At 63.9% G+C, this 16,011-nt stretch carries 17 protein-coding genes and 1 tRNA gene; 13 read left to right on the forward strand and 5 right to left on the reverse strand.

Annotated elements, in window-relative coordinates; genetic code table 11:
* The first annotated feature begins 286 nt into the window (after window positions 1–286).
* On the forward strand, window positions 287–682 hold the full coding sequence (locus tag AC0L20_RS25580) for a hypothetical protein (RefSeq protein WP_473293537.1): 396 nt from the start codon (window positions 287–289) through the stop codon (window positions 680–682).
* 75 nt (window positions 683–757) lie between these two features.
* On the opposite strand, the gene AC0L20_RS25585 is transcribed toward AC0L20_RS25580, so the two are convergent.
* Window positions 758–1,804 (reverse strand): polysaccharide deacetylase family protein, encoded by a 1,047-nt coding sequence (locus tag AC0L20_RS25585; RefSeq protein WP_473293538.1) that lies wholly within the window; start codon window positions 1,802–1,804, stop codon window positions 758–760.
* Between the two features lie 253 nt (window positions 1,805–2,057).
* Between AC0L20_RS25585 and AC0L20_RS25590 the strand changes: the two genes are divergently transcribed.
* Both AC0L20_RS25590 and AC0L20_RS25595 read left to right on the forward strand, forming a co-directional pair.
* Complete coding sequence (locus AC0L20_RS25590; protein WP_473293539.1) at window positions 2,058–2,369, forward strand: hypothetical protein; 312 nt, start codon at window positions 2,058–2,060, stop codon at window positions 2,367–2,369.
* 181 nt (window positions 2,370–2,550) lie between these two features.
* Window positions 2,551–2,763 carry a hypothetical protein gene (locus AC0L20_RS25595; protein WP_473293540.1) on the forward strand — a complete coding sequence of 71 codons (213 nt, stop codon included), beginning with the start codon at window positions 2,551–2,553 and terminating at the stop codon, window positions 2,761–2,763.
* Between the two features lie 25 nt (window positions 2,764–2,788).
* Here AC0L20_RS25595 and AC0L20_RS25600 read toward each other — a convergent pair whose 3' ends face one another.
* Window positions 2,789–4,477: an MFS transporter gene (locus tag AC0L20_RS25600; RefSeq protein ID WP_473293541.1), complete on the reverse strand. Its 1,689-nt coding sequence runs from the start codon at window positions 4,475–4,477 to the stop codon at window positions 2,789–2,791.
* A gap of 172 nt (window positions 4,478–4,649) precedes the next feature.
* On the opposite strand from AC0L20_RS25600, the gene AC0L20_RS25605 reads away from it, so the two are divergent.
* The 7 genes from AC0L20_RS25605 (at window position 4,650) to AC0L20_RS25635 (ending at window position 12,511) form a co-directional block, all read left to right on the forward strand.
* On the forward strand, window positions 4,650–6,017 hold the full coding sequence (locus AC0L20_RS25605) for a hydrolase (RefSeq protein WP_473293542.1): 1,368 nt from the start codon (window positions 4,650–4,652) through the stop codon (window positions 6,015–6,017).
* Window positions 6,018–6,051: 34 nt separating this feature from the next.
* Complete coding sequence (locus AC0L20_RS25610; protein ID WP_473293543.1) at window positions 6,052–7,419, forward strand: cytochrome P450; 1,368 nt, start codon at window positions 6,052–6,054, stop codon at window positions 7,417–7,419.
* Between the two features lie 50 nt (window positions 7,420–7,469).
* A complete protein-coding gene (locus AC0L20_RS25615; protein WP_456766865.1) occupies window positions 7,470–8,879 on the forward strand; it encodes an adenylate/guanylate cyclase domain-containing protein in 1,410 nt (469 codons plus the stop codon).
* A gap of 291 nt (window positions 8,880–9,170) precedes the next feature.
* Entirely contained in the window at window positions 9,171–9,659 is a 489-nt protein-coding gene (locus AC0L20_RS25620; RefSeq protein WP_473293544.1) for a tellurite resistance TerB family protein, read from the forward strand.
* Between the two features lie 227 nt (window positions 9,660–9,886).
* A complete protein-coding gene (locus AC0L20_RS25625) occupies window positions 9,887–10,666 on the forward strand; it encodes an SDR family NAD(P)-dependent oxidoreductase (protein WP_473293545.1) in 780 nt (259 codons plus the stop codon).
* A gap of 127 nt (window positions 10,667–10,793) precedes the next feature.
* Window positions 10,794–11,588, forward strand: coding sequence for a glutamine amidotransferase (locus tag AC0L20_RS25630; RefSeq protein ID WP_473293546.1), 795 nt, complete (start codon window positions 10,794–10,796; stop codon window positions 11,586–11,588).
* A gap of 110 nt (window positions 11,589–11,698) precedes the next feature.
* Window positions 11,699–12,511 (forward strand): enoyl-CoA hydratase, encoded by an 813-nt coding sequence (locus AC0L20_RS25635; protein WP_473293547.1) that lies wholly within the window; start codon window positions 11,699–11,701, stop codon window positions 12,509–12,511.
* Window positions 12,512–12,636: 125 nt separating this feature from the next.
* On the opposite strand, the gene AC0L20_RS25640 is transcribed toward AC0L20_RS25635, so the two are convergent.
* Window positions 12,637–12,712, reverse strand: a tRNA-Ala gene (locus AC0L20_RS25640).
* A gap of 188 nt (window positions 12,713–12,900) precedes the next feature.
* On the opposite strand from AC0L20_RS25640, the gene AC0L20_RS25645 reads away from it, so the two are divergent.
* Genes AC0L20_RS25645 through folD form a run of 3 tightly spaced genes read left to right on the forward strand, consistent with a single transcriptional unit; the run spans window position 12,901 to window position 14,451 of the window.
* Window positions 12,901–13,191 carry a YggT family protein gene (locus AC0L20_RS25645; RefSeq protein ID WP_007598721.1) on the forward strand — a complete coding sequence of 97 codons (291 nt, stop codon included), beginning with the start codon at window positions 12,901–12,903 and terminating at the stop codon, window positions 13,189–13,191.
* Between the two features lie 20 nt (window positions 13,192–13,211).
* A complete protein-coding gene (locus AC0L20_RS25650) occupies window positions 13,212–13,556 on the forward strand; it encodes a DUF167 domain-containing protein (RefSeq protein ID WP_456766860.1) in 345 nt (114 codons plus the stop codon).
* Between the two features lie 10 nt (window positions 13,557–13,566).
* A complete protein-coding gene (folD, locus tag AC0L20_RS25655; protein ID WP_473293548.1) occupies window positions 13,567–14,451 on the forward strand; it encodes a bifunctional methylenetetrahydrofolate dehydrogenase/methenyltetrahydrofolate cyclohydrolase FolD in 885 nt (294 codons plus the stop codon).
* A 170-nt stretch (window positions 14,452–14,621) separates the two neighbouring features.
* Here the strand turns inward: folD and ppa are convergent, their stop codons facing one another.
* On the reverse strand, window positions 14,622–15,158 hold the full coding sequence (gene ppa / locus AC0L20_RS25660) for an inorganic diphosphatase (protein ID WP_247405384.1): 537 nt from the start codon (window positions 15,156–15,158) through the stop codon (window positions 14,622–14,624).
* Between the two features lie 177 nt (window positions 15,159–15,335).
* Window positions 15,336–15,845, reverse strand: a complete 510-nt coding sequence (locus AC0L20_RS25665; RefSeq protein ID WP_473293549.1) for a GNAT family N-acetyltransferase — start codon at window positions 15,843–15,845, stop codon at window positions 15,336–15,338.
* Window positions 15,846–16,011: the final 166 nt, after the last annotated feature.

A 16,011-nucleotide genomic window follows, 5' to 3' on the forward strand; every position in this document is an offset into this window, starting at 1 on the left:
CACCTCCCGCAGAACAAAAGCGGAAAGTGTAACCCATGTGTCCGGTACGTTTTGTCACCTATGTCTCGGGCCGCTCAAGCTCATTTGATCTCCGCAAGCCAGACGTTCTGACCGGCGCATTTGGTCACCATGCGCGCACTGCGCGGATGAGTCCGGTCGAGCGCAGCCATTGCATCACCGTGGCATCACGTCGGATATCGCATGCCAGTCTGAGTGATCGTGATCACATAAACTCGCGATCGGCGCCCCTAGTGTCCAGCTCACATCAAACACGGGGAGATTTCATATGCGCAAGATCATTCTGGTGGCCGCTATGGTGCTGGTCTCTGCCTCTGCCCAGGCCGGAGGCCCGCGCAGCCTGTCGCTGTCTGCGGTGAGCGAGCCGGCTTCGGTTCAGCAAACGGCGCCGGCGCTTGCTGCCGCGCCGACGCAGGTGAGCGAAGCAGCGCCAGCCGCCGAAGCTCCGAAATATCTCGATCGCCCGCCGGCGGTTTCGCTTGCTGCGCCTGCGCCTGCGGCGGCCGCCACGCCCACACCGACGACCACGACGGCCTCAGCGCCCGCGACGACGACCCAACCCGCCGCGAAGACGACGGCCAAGGCAGACAAGCCGAAGCACAAGCGCAGCTGGACCGAAGGCCGCATCATCGGTGAGCTGCATCGCCACGGCATCTACTGGTAAGATGCCTGCTCTTAAAAAGCATATGGCCGGGACAAGCCCGGCCATGACACAAGAGTTTTGATCGGACTGGACGCGTTACTGGGAAACCGTCTGCACCACGCTTCCGATCGGACGCGCGCTCGAGGTCGGCACCTTCAGGTCCTTCAGCAGCGCCTCGTCATATTCCGGCAGCGTCTGGAAAGTCGTCTTGGCCTTCATCTGCACGATCTTGTAGCCGCCGGCCTTCAACCGCGCGAGCAGCGCCGGCATGGCTTCGCCGGTGTGCTTCTGGAAATCGTGCATCAGGATGATGCCCTTGCCGAGCTTGTCGAGCCTGGTCATCACGGTCTCGATGATCTTCTCCGGCGTCGCGCCCTTCCTGAAGTCGAAGGAGTCGATGTCGGTCGAGAACATCGCGACGTTGCGAGTGCCGAAATAGCTCACGATCGCCGGATTGTGCTGAAGCTGCGGGAAGCGGAAGAACGGTGCGGGATTGGTGCCGAGCGCAAACCTCACTGCGCTGAAGCCCTTCTCGACCTCGTCCTTGGCCATTTGCTCCGTCATCTTCTTGCCGTTTAGATTGACGTGCGACCAGGTGTGCGCGCCGACCGTGTGGCCCTGGGCCAGCACCTGACGCAGGATTTCCGGATGGTAGGTCGCATGCTTGCCGACCGAGAAGAACAGGCCCTTGGTGCATTCATCCGCGAGAGCCTTCAGCACCGCGGGCGTGTTGACCGGCCAGGGACCGTCGTCGAAGGTCAGCACGACCTCTTTCTCGGTGAGGAAGTCGAACTGCTTGAAATGATCGAAGCCGAAGCCCGGACCGCCCGTGGTGTCGATTTCGACCACGCGGGAGACGCCGAGCGCGTTGGGATTGGCGCAGGTCGATTTCTGCTGAACCGGCATCGGCGCGGGTGCGGGCGCCGGGGCGGCTGCCGCCGGCTTGGCCGCAATCGCCGCCGTGGTCGCGACGTCGTCCTTGGCGGCGAGCTTCGCCTGTGCCGGCAATTGATCGGCGGCACGGGCGGCAATTGTCTTGGGAGCGGCCTGGTCGGCGCGCGAGGAATAATAAAACCAACCGCCGGCGGCAATCACGACCGCCGCAACTACACTGGCCAGCATCAGGCCCAACGCATTACGCATCGCCATTCTTTCCAATTACGCAACCAAACCGGCGGAATTTCCCGCTCGCCGAGCCATTAATGCGAAGGAACAGTTAACGTGACACCAACACGACTGCGGATATGAAGGAATTTCAGCGAGGTGCGCCAACGTGACCGAAGTCACAGAGGGTGGGCCTCCCGTGACCGTCATCACAGTGGAAACTGTTTTGCTGGAGCATGGTCAGTCCCATCAACAACGGGCCCGCTTCCAGCGGTGCCAATGGGAGCTTCAAATGACCAACTCGCTGAACATCAAGTCCTTGAGTAGCAAGATCCGCGACACCAGCCTGGCTCTGGGCTTTGCCGCCATCCTCTCGATCGCCTCGACCGGCTCCAGCTTCGCCTTCTCGTCCGAAGCGCAGCAGCAGTGCACCGGCGACGCCTTCCGCCTGTGCTCGTCGGAAATCCCGAACATCCCGAAGATCACGGCGTGCATGATGAAGCATCGTTCGGATCTGAGCGCCGGTTGCCGTGCGGTGATGGACAAGGACCTCGCCAAGGGCGGCGCGTCACGCAAGGTCGCTGACGCCCAGGACAGTCAGTAACACACAGCCAGTAACAGCAACGATAGCGTCGTTGCGTCGGTTAGCTCCCCTCGCGATGTGCCCCGGCGTGAATGCCGGAGCCTCGCGGCGGCGCAGGCCCGCCTGTCAATAAAGCCGTTGCGGCCTCGGGATCGTCGCTCTAGCTTCGCCCGCACATCTTCCGGGTAAGAGGCATTACGCGATGACCAGATTTCTTTTGATTATTCCATTGATCCTGTTTGCATCGGCCGCGTCAGCGCAGCAGCCCGGTCACGACGCCTGTGCGCGCGATGTGACGCGCTTCTGCCGCCCGGTGATGAACAATGGCGATCAGGCTGTGCTCGCCTGCCTCAAGCAGAACCGTACGCGGCTCACCAAAGGCTGCGACAAGGTGCTGACGGATCACGGGCAGTAAGGCGTCGCTACGGACTCGCAAAACCTTACGTGCTGCTTCCCGCCGCGGTCGCGACCACGGGCAGCACCTCACTTGCGGCCTGGTCCGGCGTCTCCTCTTTCCAGCGCACCGAGCCGAACGGACGCTCGAGCATGCGGCGGATCCGCACCGGATCGGGGCCGATGTGGAAATCGATCGCCTCCTGATGCAGCGCGCGTTCGGACTGGGTCGAGCGGTTGCGCTGGCGCAGATAATCGAGCCAGGTCGGACAGTGGTAGCGCTCGGTCCACAATTCGGGATCGGCGATGTCGCGCGCGATCGACCAGCCATAGGCACCGTTGCGCTGACGAGAGAGCTGCACGTCCTGCATCACGTTGTGAAAGGCGCGCGCGTTCTCTTGGGCGACGCGGTATTCGATCTCGACCACCAACGGCCCGCTGCGTGCCGTGAGCGACAGCTTGACTTCCGGATCGGCCAGCACATCGGCGTCTTCGTTGCGGGCGCCGACGCGCGGCATCGTGAGCCAGATCCCCAGCACCGGCGAGATCAGCATCAGCCCGGCGGCCGTCAGCAACGCGACCTCGACGCCGGCATAGTCGGTGAGATGACCCCAGCCCCAGGCGCCGATCGCGATGCCGCCGGAAATCGAGGCCTGGAACGCCGCGAGCGAGCGGCCTGCGACCCAGCGCGGCGCCGAGAGCTGCACGCCGATATTGAACAGCGCGATGGCGGCCATCCAGACCGCGCCGGCGAGCACCAGCGCAGCCGCGGTCAGCACCGGCTCGGTGCTCACGGCGAGAGCGGCCATCGCAAACGCCATCGAGATGGTGCAGGCGCGGATCGCAGCTTCGCCGCTCATGCGCTTGCGCAATTCGTGGATGTTGAGCGCACCGACCACGGCGCCCATCCCGAAAGCGCCGAGCATGATGCCGTAGGTCTGCGCGCCGCCATGCAGCAGGTCGCGCGCGACCAGCGGCATCAGTGCCATGATGGCGCCGCCAATCAGGCCCATCACCAGCGTGCGCAACAGCACGATCTTGATCGGCGGCGAATTGGTGATGTAGCGGAAGCCCGACACCATGGCGCGGTTGAGCTTCTCCCGCGGCAGGCGCGAGGGTTCGGTGTTGCGCCGCCAGAGCAGCAGCACCACCAGCAACGGCAAATAGAGGATGGCATTGCACGCAAACGCCGCCACCGCACCGAGCGCAGCGACGATGACGCCGCCGACCGCCGGGCCGAAGCTGCGGGCGATGTTGTAGCTGATGCCGTTCAGCGCGACGGCCGACGGCAGAGCATCGGGCGGCACCTGCTCGCTGACCGAGGATTGCCAGGCCGGACCGAACAGTGCGTTGCCGCTGCCGACGACGAAGCAGAAGACGAGCAGCGTTTCCGGGGAAATGTAGTTGAGCCAGGCCAGGACCGTGAGCGCGGTCGCGCCAGTCAGCGCGATCATGAGTGCGATCAGGGTCACGATGCGGCGGTCATACATGTCGGCGATGGCGCCGGCCGGCATCGAGATCAGCATGATCGGCAGCATCAGAGCGGTCTGCACCAGCGCCACCTTGTCCGCCGAAGCCGCCATCTGCGTCATGGCCCAGGCGGCGCCCACGCCCTGGATCAGCAGGCCGAGATTGGAGAGCAGGCTGGCGAGCCAGATGCGCCGGAACACGGTGTACCGCAGCGGCGCCATGATGCCGTCGGCCGCAATTTTCTGGCGATTCGTCTGCTCGGTCATATCCCCTTCCAAATGGGCTGGCAGAAGTGGTCTTGAAGTTGTCCTGAAGTTGTCTTGGAGCGGTCTTTGGGCGATTCCGGCAAGTTCAGTGATGCCTGCGAAAGTCCTTCGCTGTCCAGTGGTTAGGCCGGTATAAGCGGTGCAAAGAGATGGTTTTGCCGGGGAGGAACAGATGAAGCTGTCACGACGGATGATCTTGCAAGGGGCCGGCAGCTTGCCCTTCGCAGTTGCGAGCCTGCGGACGGGCGCATTGGCCCAACCTTCACCTGCCGGGCCGGGCGAGGTGCCTCCGATCCTGTTAGTGCACGGCAATGGCGACTACGACGCGCTCTGGATGACGACCTTGTGGCGGATGGAATCCAACGGTATCGCGCGCGACCGCATGGCGGCGATCAATTTCACCGATCCCAATGCACGAAGTGACGACAAGGTCGAACAGGCGGGCCGCTCCTCGACCGAGGACCAGCGCCGCGAGCTCGCCGCCGCCATAGCCGAACTGAAGCGCCGCACCGGCGCGGCCCGCGTGGCACTGGTCGGCAGCTCGCGCGGCGGCTACGCCATCCGCAACGTGATCAAGAACGGCGGCGCCGGCGATGTCAGCCATGCCGTGCTGTGCGGCACGCCCAATCACGGCGTGTTCGCGACCGACGACCAGCCCAACAGCGAGTTCAACGGTCGCGGCGCGTTTCTGCGCAGCCTCAATGAGGGCGAGAGCGAGGTGACACCGGGTGTTGCCTTCCTCACCTTGCGCAGTGACGGCATGGACAAATACGCGCAGGCCGATGGCCGCTTCATCGGCAAGCCCGGTACGCCGACCGGCGTCAGCGTCGAAGGTCCGGAGTTGAAGGGTGCCACCAACCTCGTGCTCGGCGCACTCGATCATCGCGAAGTGGCGTTTCACCCTCGGGCCTTCCCCGAGATCTACAAGTTCATCGCCGGCCGCGAGCCCGCGCGCATCGCGATCGCGCCGGAGCAGAGCGTGAAGCTGAGCGGCCTTGTTACCGGCACGCCGGGCGGCGTGTCGACCAATCGCCCGGTGGCGGGTGCAACCGTCGAGATATTCCGCGTCGATCCTGATACCGGGGAGCGCAGGGGTAGCGCCGTGTACAGCGCGAAGACCGGCGCCGACGGCCGTTGGGGCCCGGCGCAGGTCGAACCTTCCTGGTCGCTCGAATTCGTCTTGTCATCGCCGGATGCGCCGGCCACGCACATCTACCGCTCGCCCTTCCCGCGCTCATCGGACGTGGTGCATCTGCGCGCTGCGCGTCCGCTCGGGCCCGCGGACAAGGACGCCGGGGCTGTCGTGATCATGTCGCGCCCGCGCGGTTATTTCGGCCTGCCGCGGGACGTGGTGCTGCTCGACGGCAAGGAGCCGTCGGACGTCAAATCGGGTGTGCCCACGGATTCGACAGCAACACTGCGCCTTGCGGCCGGCGAGGTCGGGCGTAACATCGTGGCCCAATTTGGCGAAGAACGAATTGTGGCACGCGCCTGGGCTGCCTCCGAGAACAGGATTGCGATTGCCGAGCTGACTTATTAGCTAATTGCCTGCGTCACCTCTGCGGGAGCGAGCCATGAACATCGCCAGCGTGCGTCGGCCCATCGTCCCTCCGACCCCGCCGCGTGCGCCCGACGACATGTCGTTCCTTGCCCGGCTTGCCGTGATCAAGCGGAACATGATCGCGACCTGGGGGCAGCGCGCCTATGAGGAAGACGTCATCGAGGGCCGTTTCTTCTTCCGCAACAGTTTCATCCTGAACCGGCCGGATGCGATCCGGCATGTCCTGCTCAGCAATTACGAGAATTATTCGCGCACTCCGGCGGGCATCCGCATGCTTCGTCCCGTGCTCGGCGACGGTCTTCTGATTGCGGAGGGCCATTCGTGGACGTTTCAGCGCCGCACCCTCGCGCCGGCGTTCACGCCGCGTGCGACGGCAAATCTCGTTCCGCACATGACGGCGGTGCTCGACGAGACCATCGCGAAGCTCGACGGGCGAACGAGCGAGCCGGTCGATCTGCGCGAGATCATGCAGCGCATGACGCTGGAGATCGCCGGACGCACCATGTTCTCGTTCGGCATGGATCGCCATGGCCCGACCTTGCGCAACTTCGTCATGGAGTATGGGGCCCGCCTCGGGCGGCCGTACTTGCTTGACATGGTGCTGCCGCTGTCCTGGCCAAGCCCGATGGATTTTGCCCGCGCCCGTTTCCGCAAGCGCTGGACCGAATTCGTCGCGATGCTGATCGCCGAGCGGCGTGAGATGGGCAAGAAGGAGGGCGCGCCGCCGCGCGATCTGTTCGATCTCATGGACGAGGCGCGCGACCCTGAAACCGGCAAGGGCTTTTCGGACGAGCAACTGGTCGACGAAGTCGCGACCATGATCCTCGCGGGCCACGAGACCACGGCGACCGCCCTATTCTGGGCGCTCTATCTGCTCGCACTCGACCCGGACACGCAGGAAGAAATCGCCTCCGAAACGCGTGGCGAACATCTCGACAGCATGGCCGACATTGATCGCCAGAAGTTCACCCGCGCCGCGATCGAGGAGACCATGCGGCTTTATCCGCCGGCCTTCCTGATCGCCCGGGCTGCGCGCGAGAAGGACAACGCGGCCGGCGTCGAGATCGGCAAGGGCGACATCATCATGATCGCGCCGTGGCTGCTGCACCGGCACGAGAAGCTGTGGGACCAGCCGAACGCGTTCATTCCAAAACGCTTCATGTCGACGGAAGCGCCCGATCGGTTTGCCTATCTGCCCTTTGGCGCGGGTCCGCGGGTCTGCATCGGCGCGCCATTCGCGCAAGCCGAATCCGTGCTGGCGCTGGCCCGGCTGATCGGTGCGTTCCGTGTCGAGCTTGCCGATACCAGCCCTGTCATTCCGCTCGGGGTCGTCACGACCCAGCCGGACCGTTCGCCGCTGTTCCGCATCACGCGTCGGTGACAGGCGTTCGCTTGGCCGACGGCGTGATCCACACCAGATAGAGTTACGCCATGAGCGACATTCAGGCCCAGTTTTCCGTTCTGAAGCAGACCGCGGATGCGAAAGTGGTCGACGCGATCGCGCGCCTTATCGACGATGGCGAAGATCACGAGCTCAACCGCGTCAATGTCCTCGATTTCGCGAAGCAGCACGGTCTCGATGAAGAGCACGCGATCTCGGCATTCCTGCATTCGGCGCGGCTCGGTCTATTCGATCTGGGCTGGAATGTGCTGTGCCCGGGCTGCGGCGGCGTGTTGGGGGCGCACTCGACTCTCAAGGCGCTCAAGCCCGACGATTATCACTGCGCGCTGTGCGCGTGCGGCTACAAGGCCTCCGTCGATGACCAGGTCGAAGTCTCCTTCACCGTCAATTCACGTGTCCGGCGCATTGCGGCGCATGATCCCGATACGCTTCCGGTGTGGGAGTACTTCAAGCAGGTGTTCTGGAGTTCCGGCGTCGACTTCAACAAGGAATCGTTTGCGACGCTCGCCAATGAGGTGACGCTGGATACGATGGAGCTGCCGGCCGGCGAGAAGGCGACCATGTCGCTGCAGCTACCGAACGACTTCATCATCATCTTCGAACCGGTGACGCACGCCGCCCATTTCATCGACGTGCAGGGCGAGCCGACCAAGGACCGTCAGCAGCTCGCCATCATGTACAACAGGGTGCAGGCGCCGACGGGAACCACGACCATGCGGCCGGGGCCGCTGCGGCTGTCGCTGGAGAACCAGGCCGGCGTGCGCGTGCTGCCGTCGGTGTTCATCGCGGCCGAGGCACTCCATCACCTTATCGGCAAGCGGAAGCCGTTTCTTACCGCCAAGCGGATGCTGTCGAACCAGACGTTTCGCGACGTGTTCAAGGCGGACAATCTCAGTCTCGACCAGCGGCTCCAGATCACCTCGCTGACCTTCCTGTTCACCGATCTGAAGGGATCGACCGCGCTCTATGAGCGCGTCGGCGACCTCGCCGCCTTCGACCTCGTGCGCGCGCATTTCCACGCGCTGCTCGAGATCATCTCGTCGGAGAAAGGCGCGGTGGTGAAGACGATTGGCGATGCCGTGATGGCGACCTTCGTCCGTCCCGAGCATGCGATCGCAGCGGGTTTGCGGATGCGCGCGGCGATGGACGAGCTCAACAAAAAGCGCGGCACTGCCGATCTCATCGTCAAGATCGGCATCCACGAGGGTCCGTGTCTCGCGGTGATGCTGAACGAGCGGCAGGATTACTTCGGCCAGACCGTCAACATCGCCGCCCGCGTGCAGAGCCTCTCGACCGCGCAGGAGATCCACATCACCGGGCCGGTGCTGGATGCACCGGCGGTCGCCGAAGTCCTCAAGCAGCGCGAGATCAGGCCGATCCAGAAGCAGGCCGCACTGCGCGGCATCGCCGACAAGATGGTGGTGTACGAGATACCGTGACTGGGTGTCGTCCCGGCGAAGGCCGGGACCCATACCGCGTGATTTCCGAAACGGGCTGGATGGTCGTTGCCAAAGCCTTCGCCAAACCGCAGCCTGTGGTTATGGGTCCCGGCCTTCGCCGGGACGACATGTGCGCACTTGCCTTGCCCCACTCTAAAATCACAGCACTCCAGATTGCCGAAACGTAATGCAGCGCGCGGAACTGACGCACGTTGCGCCGGTTGAGTTTCCTGCTCATATAATGCTGGTAGCGGCCGCGCTCCGCGGCTTCATCGATTTCGGTAGGACCTTATGCTCGACGGCCTGCGCCAATTCATCGCCGACATTGTTGCTCCCCATGCCCAGGACCGAGCGTTCGGTGACAGTGATTACCGGCTGGCGGCGACCGCGCTGCTGGTTCACGTGATCTCGCTGGACGGCCAGCCGACGGCTGCCGAGCAGCGCAAATTGCACAGCCTGATCGAAAGCCACTTTGGGCTCGATCGCGGCACGGCGGATCGTCTGATCGCGGATGCGACGGAGGTCGAGGGCGAGGCGGTCGACCTCTATCACTTCACCAGCATCATGATGCGCTCGCTCGACGAAGAGGGCCGCAAGCGGGTCGTCCAGATGATGTGGGAGCTGGTCTATGCCGACGGCCAGGTCACCGAGTTCGAGGACAATGTGGTCTGGCGCGCCTCCGACCTGCTCGGGATCGCCCAGCGCGACCGGATCGAGCTGAAGCACGCGGTCGCAGATCGTGCCGGTGGTCAGGTCAAGGACGGCGCGCTCGGTGGGTGATCTCTGCCAGCACCGCCAATTGACGGTTGTGGCGACACATGACGAAACTTTAATGTAGCCCCCCGGCCGTCTCGACTCCGGATTCGTCCGTAAAATCCCGGGTTTTTGCGCCCCCTGTCACCCGCTCAAGTGGCCATGCTGTCAGCGCCGCTTGCCTGTCGCGCTTGGCCTATGCTCTCGTTCCAGCATTGCGGGGCCAAAAAACTTCAATTGAAGAGATCTCGATCGTGACTGAGCGGGTAACGTTGATCACCGGTGCCTCGGCGGGCATCGGCATGGAGCTGGCGCGTGTGTTCGCCGCGAACGGACACCGTCTTGCGCTGACGGCGCGACGCGCGGACCGGCTCGAGGCGCTCGCGAACGAGCTCGCCGCCAAGGGCGGCAAGAAGCCGATCGTGATCGCCTGCGATCTCGAGGATGCGGACGCCGGCGAGAAGATCGCGGCCGCACTCGTCGCCGAAGGCGTCGAGCTCGACAATCTCGTCAACAATGCCGGCTTCGGCGTATTTGGTGACGCAATCGAGCGCGACCGCGTCGAGCAGCTCGGCATCGTCGATGTCAATGTCCGGGCCCTGACGGATCTGTCGCTGCGCTTTGCCGATCAGCTCATCAGGCACAAGGGCGGTCTTCTCAACGTCGGATCGGTCGCGGGCTATCTGCCCGGCCCCGGCATGGCGGTCTATTACGCGTCCAAGGCCTATGTCATTTCCTTCACCGAGGCCTTGCGGGCGGAGCTTGCACCGCACGGCGTTCGCGTCACCGTCCTTTGCCCGGGCCCGGTGCCCACCGAATTCCAGGCGCGCGCCGGCGTTGGGTCCGGCCATGATACGGCCCTTCTCAATGTTCCTGCCGCCGATGTCGCACGGCAGGCCTATCGCGGGCTGATGGCCAATAAGCGGGCAGTGCTCCCTGGTCTGGGCATCAAGGTCGTGCCATTTGCGCTGCGCTTCTTCCCGCGCGGCTTCATCCTGTCGGCTACCAGCCGGTTTCAGAGGCAAAGACAGTAAAGAGAGCTCTCGGTCCGTCGTGGCCCGGAGCTTGCTTTCTATCGGGCGTGTGTGTGCGCAAACTCACACGAAATTAACGATCGCTTAGTTATGCTGGCGGTCTGAACCGATAGCACTCGCAGAGACCATGTCGTTCCGGACGAACAGGTTTAGTGGCGCAGAAGTGGTGCCCTTCCCCAGAAGGACGCCTGATGTCGCCGCCTCCGGAACCCGGTTGCCGGTTCTGATCATCCTGCATCAGGAATCCTCGACGCCCGGCCGCGTCGGCAATGCGCTGCGCGCGCTCGGCCATCGCCTCGACGTCCGCCGTCCCCGTTTCGGCGATCCGCTGCCCGAGACCCTCGACCAGCATGCCGGCGCGGTGGTCTTCGGCGGTCCCATGAGCGCCAACGATCCGGACGACTACATCCGCCGCGAGATCGATTGGATCGAAATTCCGCTCCGCGAACAGCGGCCGTTCCTCGGTATCTGCCTCGGCGCGCAGATGCTGGCGAAGCAGTTAGGGGCCCGCGTCGCGCCACATGCGGATGCGCTGACCCAGATCGGCTACTACCCGATCCGCCCGACAGAAGCGGGACACCGGCTCTGCCCGAATTGGCCGGCGCGGGTCTATCATTGGCATCGCGAAGGCTTCGAATTGCCGGTCGGCGCTGAACTGCTTGCCGAAGGCGATGATTTTCCGGTGCAGGCATTCCACACCGGCAACGCTTTCGGCGTGCAGTTTCATCCTGACGTGACCTACGCGATGATGCATCGCTGGACCACGCGCGGCTATGACGGCCTCAGCGCGCCCGGCGCGCGGCAGCGGCATCATCATTTCGCGGATCGTGCCGTCTACGATGCCGCCGAACGCGCCTGGCTCGATCACTTCATCGACGGCTGGCTGACGCGGCGGCCGGTGCTGGCGCAAGCCGCCGAGTGATCGCGCCTTCGCAGGTCCTTGGCGCAAGCCCTTGTCTCATTCCTTGATATGCTAAGCTCGTCGCCAACGAGCGCGCGCGAACGCGTGCCGGCAAACAAAGGGAGAGCGCCATGGCCTACGAACACATTCTCTATGAGGTCAGCGACAAGGTCGCGACCATCACGCTCAACCGTCCCGACCGCATGAATGCGTGGACGCCCATCATGGAGCGCGACGTGCGCCATGCGATGGAAGCATCGAGCGCCGATGACAATGTCCGCGTCATCGTCATCACCGGCGCGGGCCGTGCCTTTTGCGCCGGTGCCGACATGGACGCATTGAAGGGGCTCGACCCCGATGATGTCGGGCGCGCGTCGAACCTGCCGCCCTTCGACATGAACCGGCGGCCCGATTGGCAGACGCGCTACGGCTTCTACCCGTCGATCGGAAAGCCTGTCATCGCCATGCTCAACGGCGCCACCGCCGGCATCGGCCTCGTCCACGCGCTCTATTGCGACCTGCGCTTTGCCGCCGACAACACCGTGTTCACGACAGCCTTCGCGCGGCGCGGCCTGATCGCCGAGCACGGCATTAGCTGGATGCTGCCGCGAATCGTGGGCCACGCCAACGCGATGGATCTGCTGCTCTCGGCGCGCCGCCTTTCGAGTGACGAGGCGTTGCGGATCGGGCTGGTCAACCGGCTCTGCTCGCCGGAAAAACTCCGCGAGGAGACCTATGCCTATGCGCGCGACCTCGCCGATTTCGTCTCGCCGAGCGCGATGGCCGTGATCAAGCGGCAGCTCTACGAGGTGCCGTTCCAGACGCTGGCGGAGGCGACGATCGCGGCCAACCGGGACATGATGGTGGCGCTGAACGGCAGCGATTTCCGGGAGGGGGTCGCAAGCTTCATGGAGAAGCGGCCGCCGAGATTTACGGGGAAGTGAAGTAGGGGAGATTTCGGATGGAGCCCGCCGTCGCCCTTCGGGCTATGGCGCGGCAGCCTTCGCTCACTTCGCTGCGAGAGACCTTCCGGGCTTGCCTAGCCGTAGCTCGCGAAGCGAGCGAAGGCTGGTGGAGCCAGGCGGGATCGAACCGCCGACCTCGTCATTGCGAACGACGCGCTCTCCCAGCTGAGCTATGGCCCCTTTTGTAGGCCGCTCTGGTCAATGCGGCCGACAACCGGGCGCCATTTAAGTCCCCGCCAAGGTCAAGTCAAGGACGGCTGTAACCCGGTTTTAGCCATCCCGGCACCGACTTCCCTTGTTTGGACCGGGGGGAACCGATATCTAGCAAAAGACGTCAATCCCAACCGAAGCCAGAGTCTTTAAAAGCCATGCGTGCCGTTCTCGACATCGTCATCATCGTGCTCGACCTCTACGTCTGGCTGCTGATCGCGTCCGCGATCCTGTCCTGGCTGATCGCCTTCAACGTCGTGAACACCCGCAACCAGTTCGTGTCGGCGGTGGCGGAGTTCCTGTACCGAATCACGGAGCCGGTCCTGGCGCCGATTCGCAATTTCCTGCCCAGCCTCGGCGGCCTCGACATCTCGCCGATCATCCTGATCCTGCTCATCATGTTCATCGAGCGGGTGATCCTGTATTACATCTACCCGAACGTGATCTAAGCAGGCTGGAGCGTCCTGGATTGCCAAAGAACCTTGTCATCAAGGAACCTTGGCGTTACGGGTCCGCAGGAATCAGCATCGCGCTGCGGGTAACGCCGCGCGGCGGCCGCGACGACATCGACGGGATCGAGCAGCTGGCCGATGGCCGTAGCGTGCTCAAGGTGCGTGTGCGCGCCATTGCCGATGGCGGCGAGGCCAACAAGGCCGTTCTGGTGCTGCTGGCGAAATCGCTGGGCGTGCCCAAGGCCAGCGTCAAACTCCTGTCGGGAGCGACCTCGCGGCTGAAGCAGATCGCGGTCGACGGCGATCCGGCGCGGCTCGGCGAAGCCCTGCGCCAGCTCGCATCTGCCAAATCGACAGACTGAGGAAATTGACATGACCGCCAGGATCATCGACGGAAAAGTCATCGCCGCGGAACTTCGCGCCCGCGTCGCGGACGAGGTCGCACGCGTCAAACGCGAGCACAATCTGGTACCGGGCCTCGCGGTGGTGCTGGTCGGAAGCGACCCGGCGAGCGAGGTCTATGTCCGCTCGAAACACACCCAGACCCAGGCCGCCGGCATGGCCTCGTTCGAGCACAGACTGCCGGCCGACGTCTCGCAAGCAGATCTCCTGGCGCTGGTCGCAAAACTCAACCGCGATCCCGCCGTGCACGGTATTCTGGTGCAATTGCCGCTGCCCAAGGGCCTCAACACCGAGGCGGTCGTCAATGCCATTGATCCCTCCAAGGATGTCGATGGGCTGCATCCGAACAATGCCGGTCGCCTCGCCGGCGGTTTCGAGGCGCTGTCGCCCTGCACGCCGCTCGGCTGCATCATTTTGACCAAGAGCGTGCATGCCTCGCTCGAAGGCATGAACGCCATCGTCATCGGCCGCTCCAACCTCGTCGGCCGCCCGCTGGTGCAGCTGTTGCTGAACGAGAACGCCACGGTGACCATCGCGCATTCGCGCTCGCGCGACCTGCCCGGGCTCGTCAAGCGCGCAGACCTCGTCTACGCCGCGGTCGGAAAGTCCGAGATGGTGCGCGGCGACTGGCTGAAGCCGGGGGCGACCGTGATCGACGTCGGCATCAACCGGATCCCGAAGGACGACGGCAAGACGCGCCTCGTCGGCGACGTTGCCTATCAGGAAGCGCTCGCAGTGGCTGGCGCCATCACGCCGGTGCCGGGCGGCGTCGGTCAGATGACAGTCGCCTGCCTGCTGGTGAACACGTTGCGCGCGGCCTGCGCGATTGCAGGGCTGCCGAAGCCGGCGGTGTAGGTTTTCTTCACCTCGCCCCGCTTGCGGGGAGAGGTCGATCGCGAAGCGATCGGGTGAGGGGGCTCTCCGCGAGTCCGACTGTTGCCGTTTATGCGGCAGCAGCCCCTCACCCCAACCCTCTCCCCGTAAGAACGGGGCGAGGGAGCACACCATCGCTCGACGCGGTAGCTTTACCCGTTCTTCTTCTTCTCGCGATCGATGCCTTCGAGGATCAGCTTGTGCGCATCCTCGGGGCCGCCCCAGCGCAGGATCTTCACCCACTTGCCGGGTTCGAGATCCTTGTAATGTTCGAAGAAGTGCTGGATCTGCTGGAGCGTGATGTCCGGCAGGTCGGAATACGACTTCACCTTGTCGTAGCGCTGGGTGAGCTTGGATGAAGGCACCGCCAGAATCTTCTCGTCGCCGCCGGCTTCGTCTTCCATGAACAGAACGCCGACCGGGCGCACGCTCATGACCGCGCCTGGGATGATGGCGCGGGTGTTGATGATGAGGACGTCGCAGGGGTCGCCGTCGTCGGACAGCGTGTGCGGGATGAAGCCGTAGTTTCCGGGGTAACGCATCGGAGTGTAGAGGAAGCGGTCGACCACCAGCGTGCCGGCTTCCTTGTCCATCTCGTATTTGATCGGTTCGCCGCCCACGGGGACTTCGATGATGACGTTGATGTCGTTGGGTACGTTCTTCCCGATCGAGATCGCATCGATACGCATTCAAGGCTCCGTTGTTGCCGAGGTTAAATCGCACCCGGCAGCGATTTTGGCGCTGTCATACGCGGGCTTGGCCCGCTGATCCATCGCGTTTTTGTGAAATAATGAATCCGGCGATCACCGGCTCAAAAGGCAGCGGTATCGACGGAAGGGAAATGCTGCCGGCCGGACTTCAGCAGCTCAATTGGTCCAAGCGAAGGCAACCTTGTCGAGCGATTTCGGCCCGAAACGCTCCGAGGAGCGCGCCACCATGCGGCCGCCCAGGGCGCGGTAGAACTCAGTGGCCGGATCGTTGTCCGAGAGCGCCCACACCACCATGCTTTTCAGGCCGCTCTGCATCAGGTCGCGGCGGGCCGAGGTGAACAGCCGGCGGCCAAAGCCCAGGCCCTGGAATTCGGGACGCAGATAGAGCTCGTAGACCTCGCCGTCGAAATGCAGGCTGCGGGCGCGGTTGCGACCGTAATTGGCGTAGCCCGCGATCTTGTCGCCGAACACCAGCACGCTGACGCGGCTGCCCTTGCGGATCGCGCTATCCCACCATTGCGGACCGCGGCGGTTGATCAGCTTCTCCAGTTCGGCGCCGGGAATGATGCCCTGATAGGCGGAGCGCCAGGCTTCGTCATGGGTGGACGCCACCGCAGTTGCATCTGCGGCTTTGGCCGGCCGGACCTCGATCAGGGTTGTGCTCATGGACGTGATCAAACCAAGTCGCCGCGCCGGCGGCAAGACCTATCCTTAATTATCGGTTAACCTGTGGACTTTCTGCATCAGTATTTGAACCATGTTGTACCGAAAAAAGACAAGACGCCGATTCGAATGGCACCCGAGTGCTCTGCACCGGTGCAAAACTGCTTTG

It is taken from the genome of Bradyrhizobium sp. Kon58 (assembly GCF_055807455.1).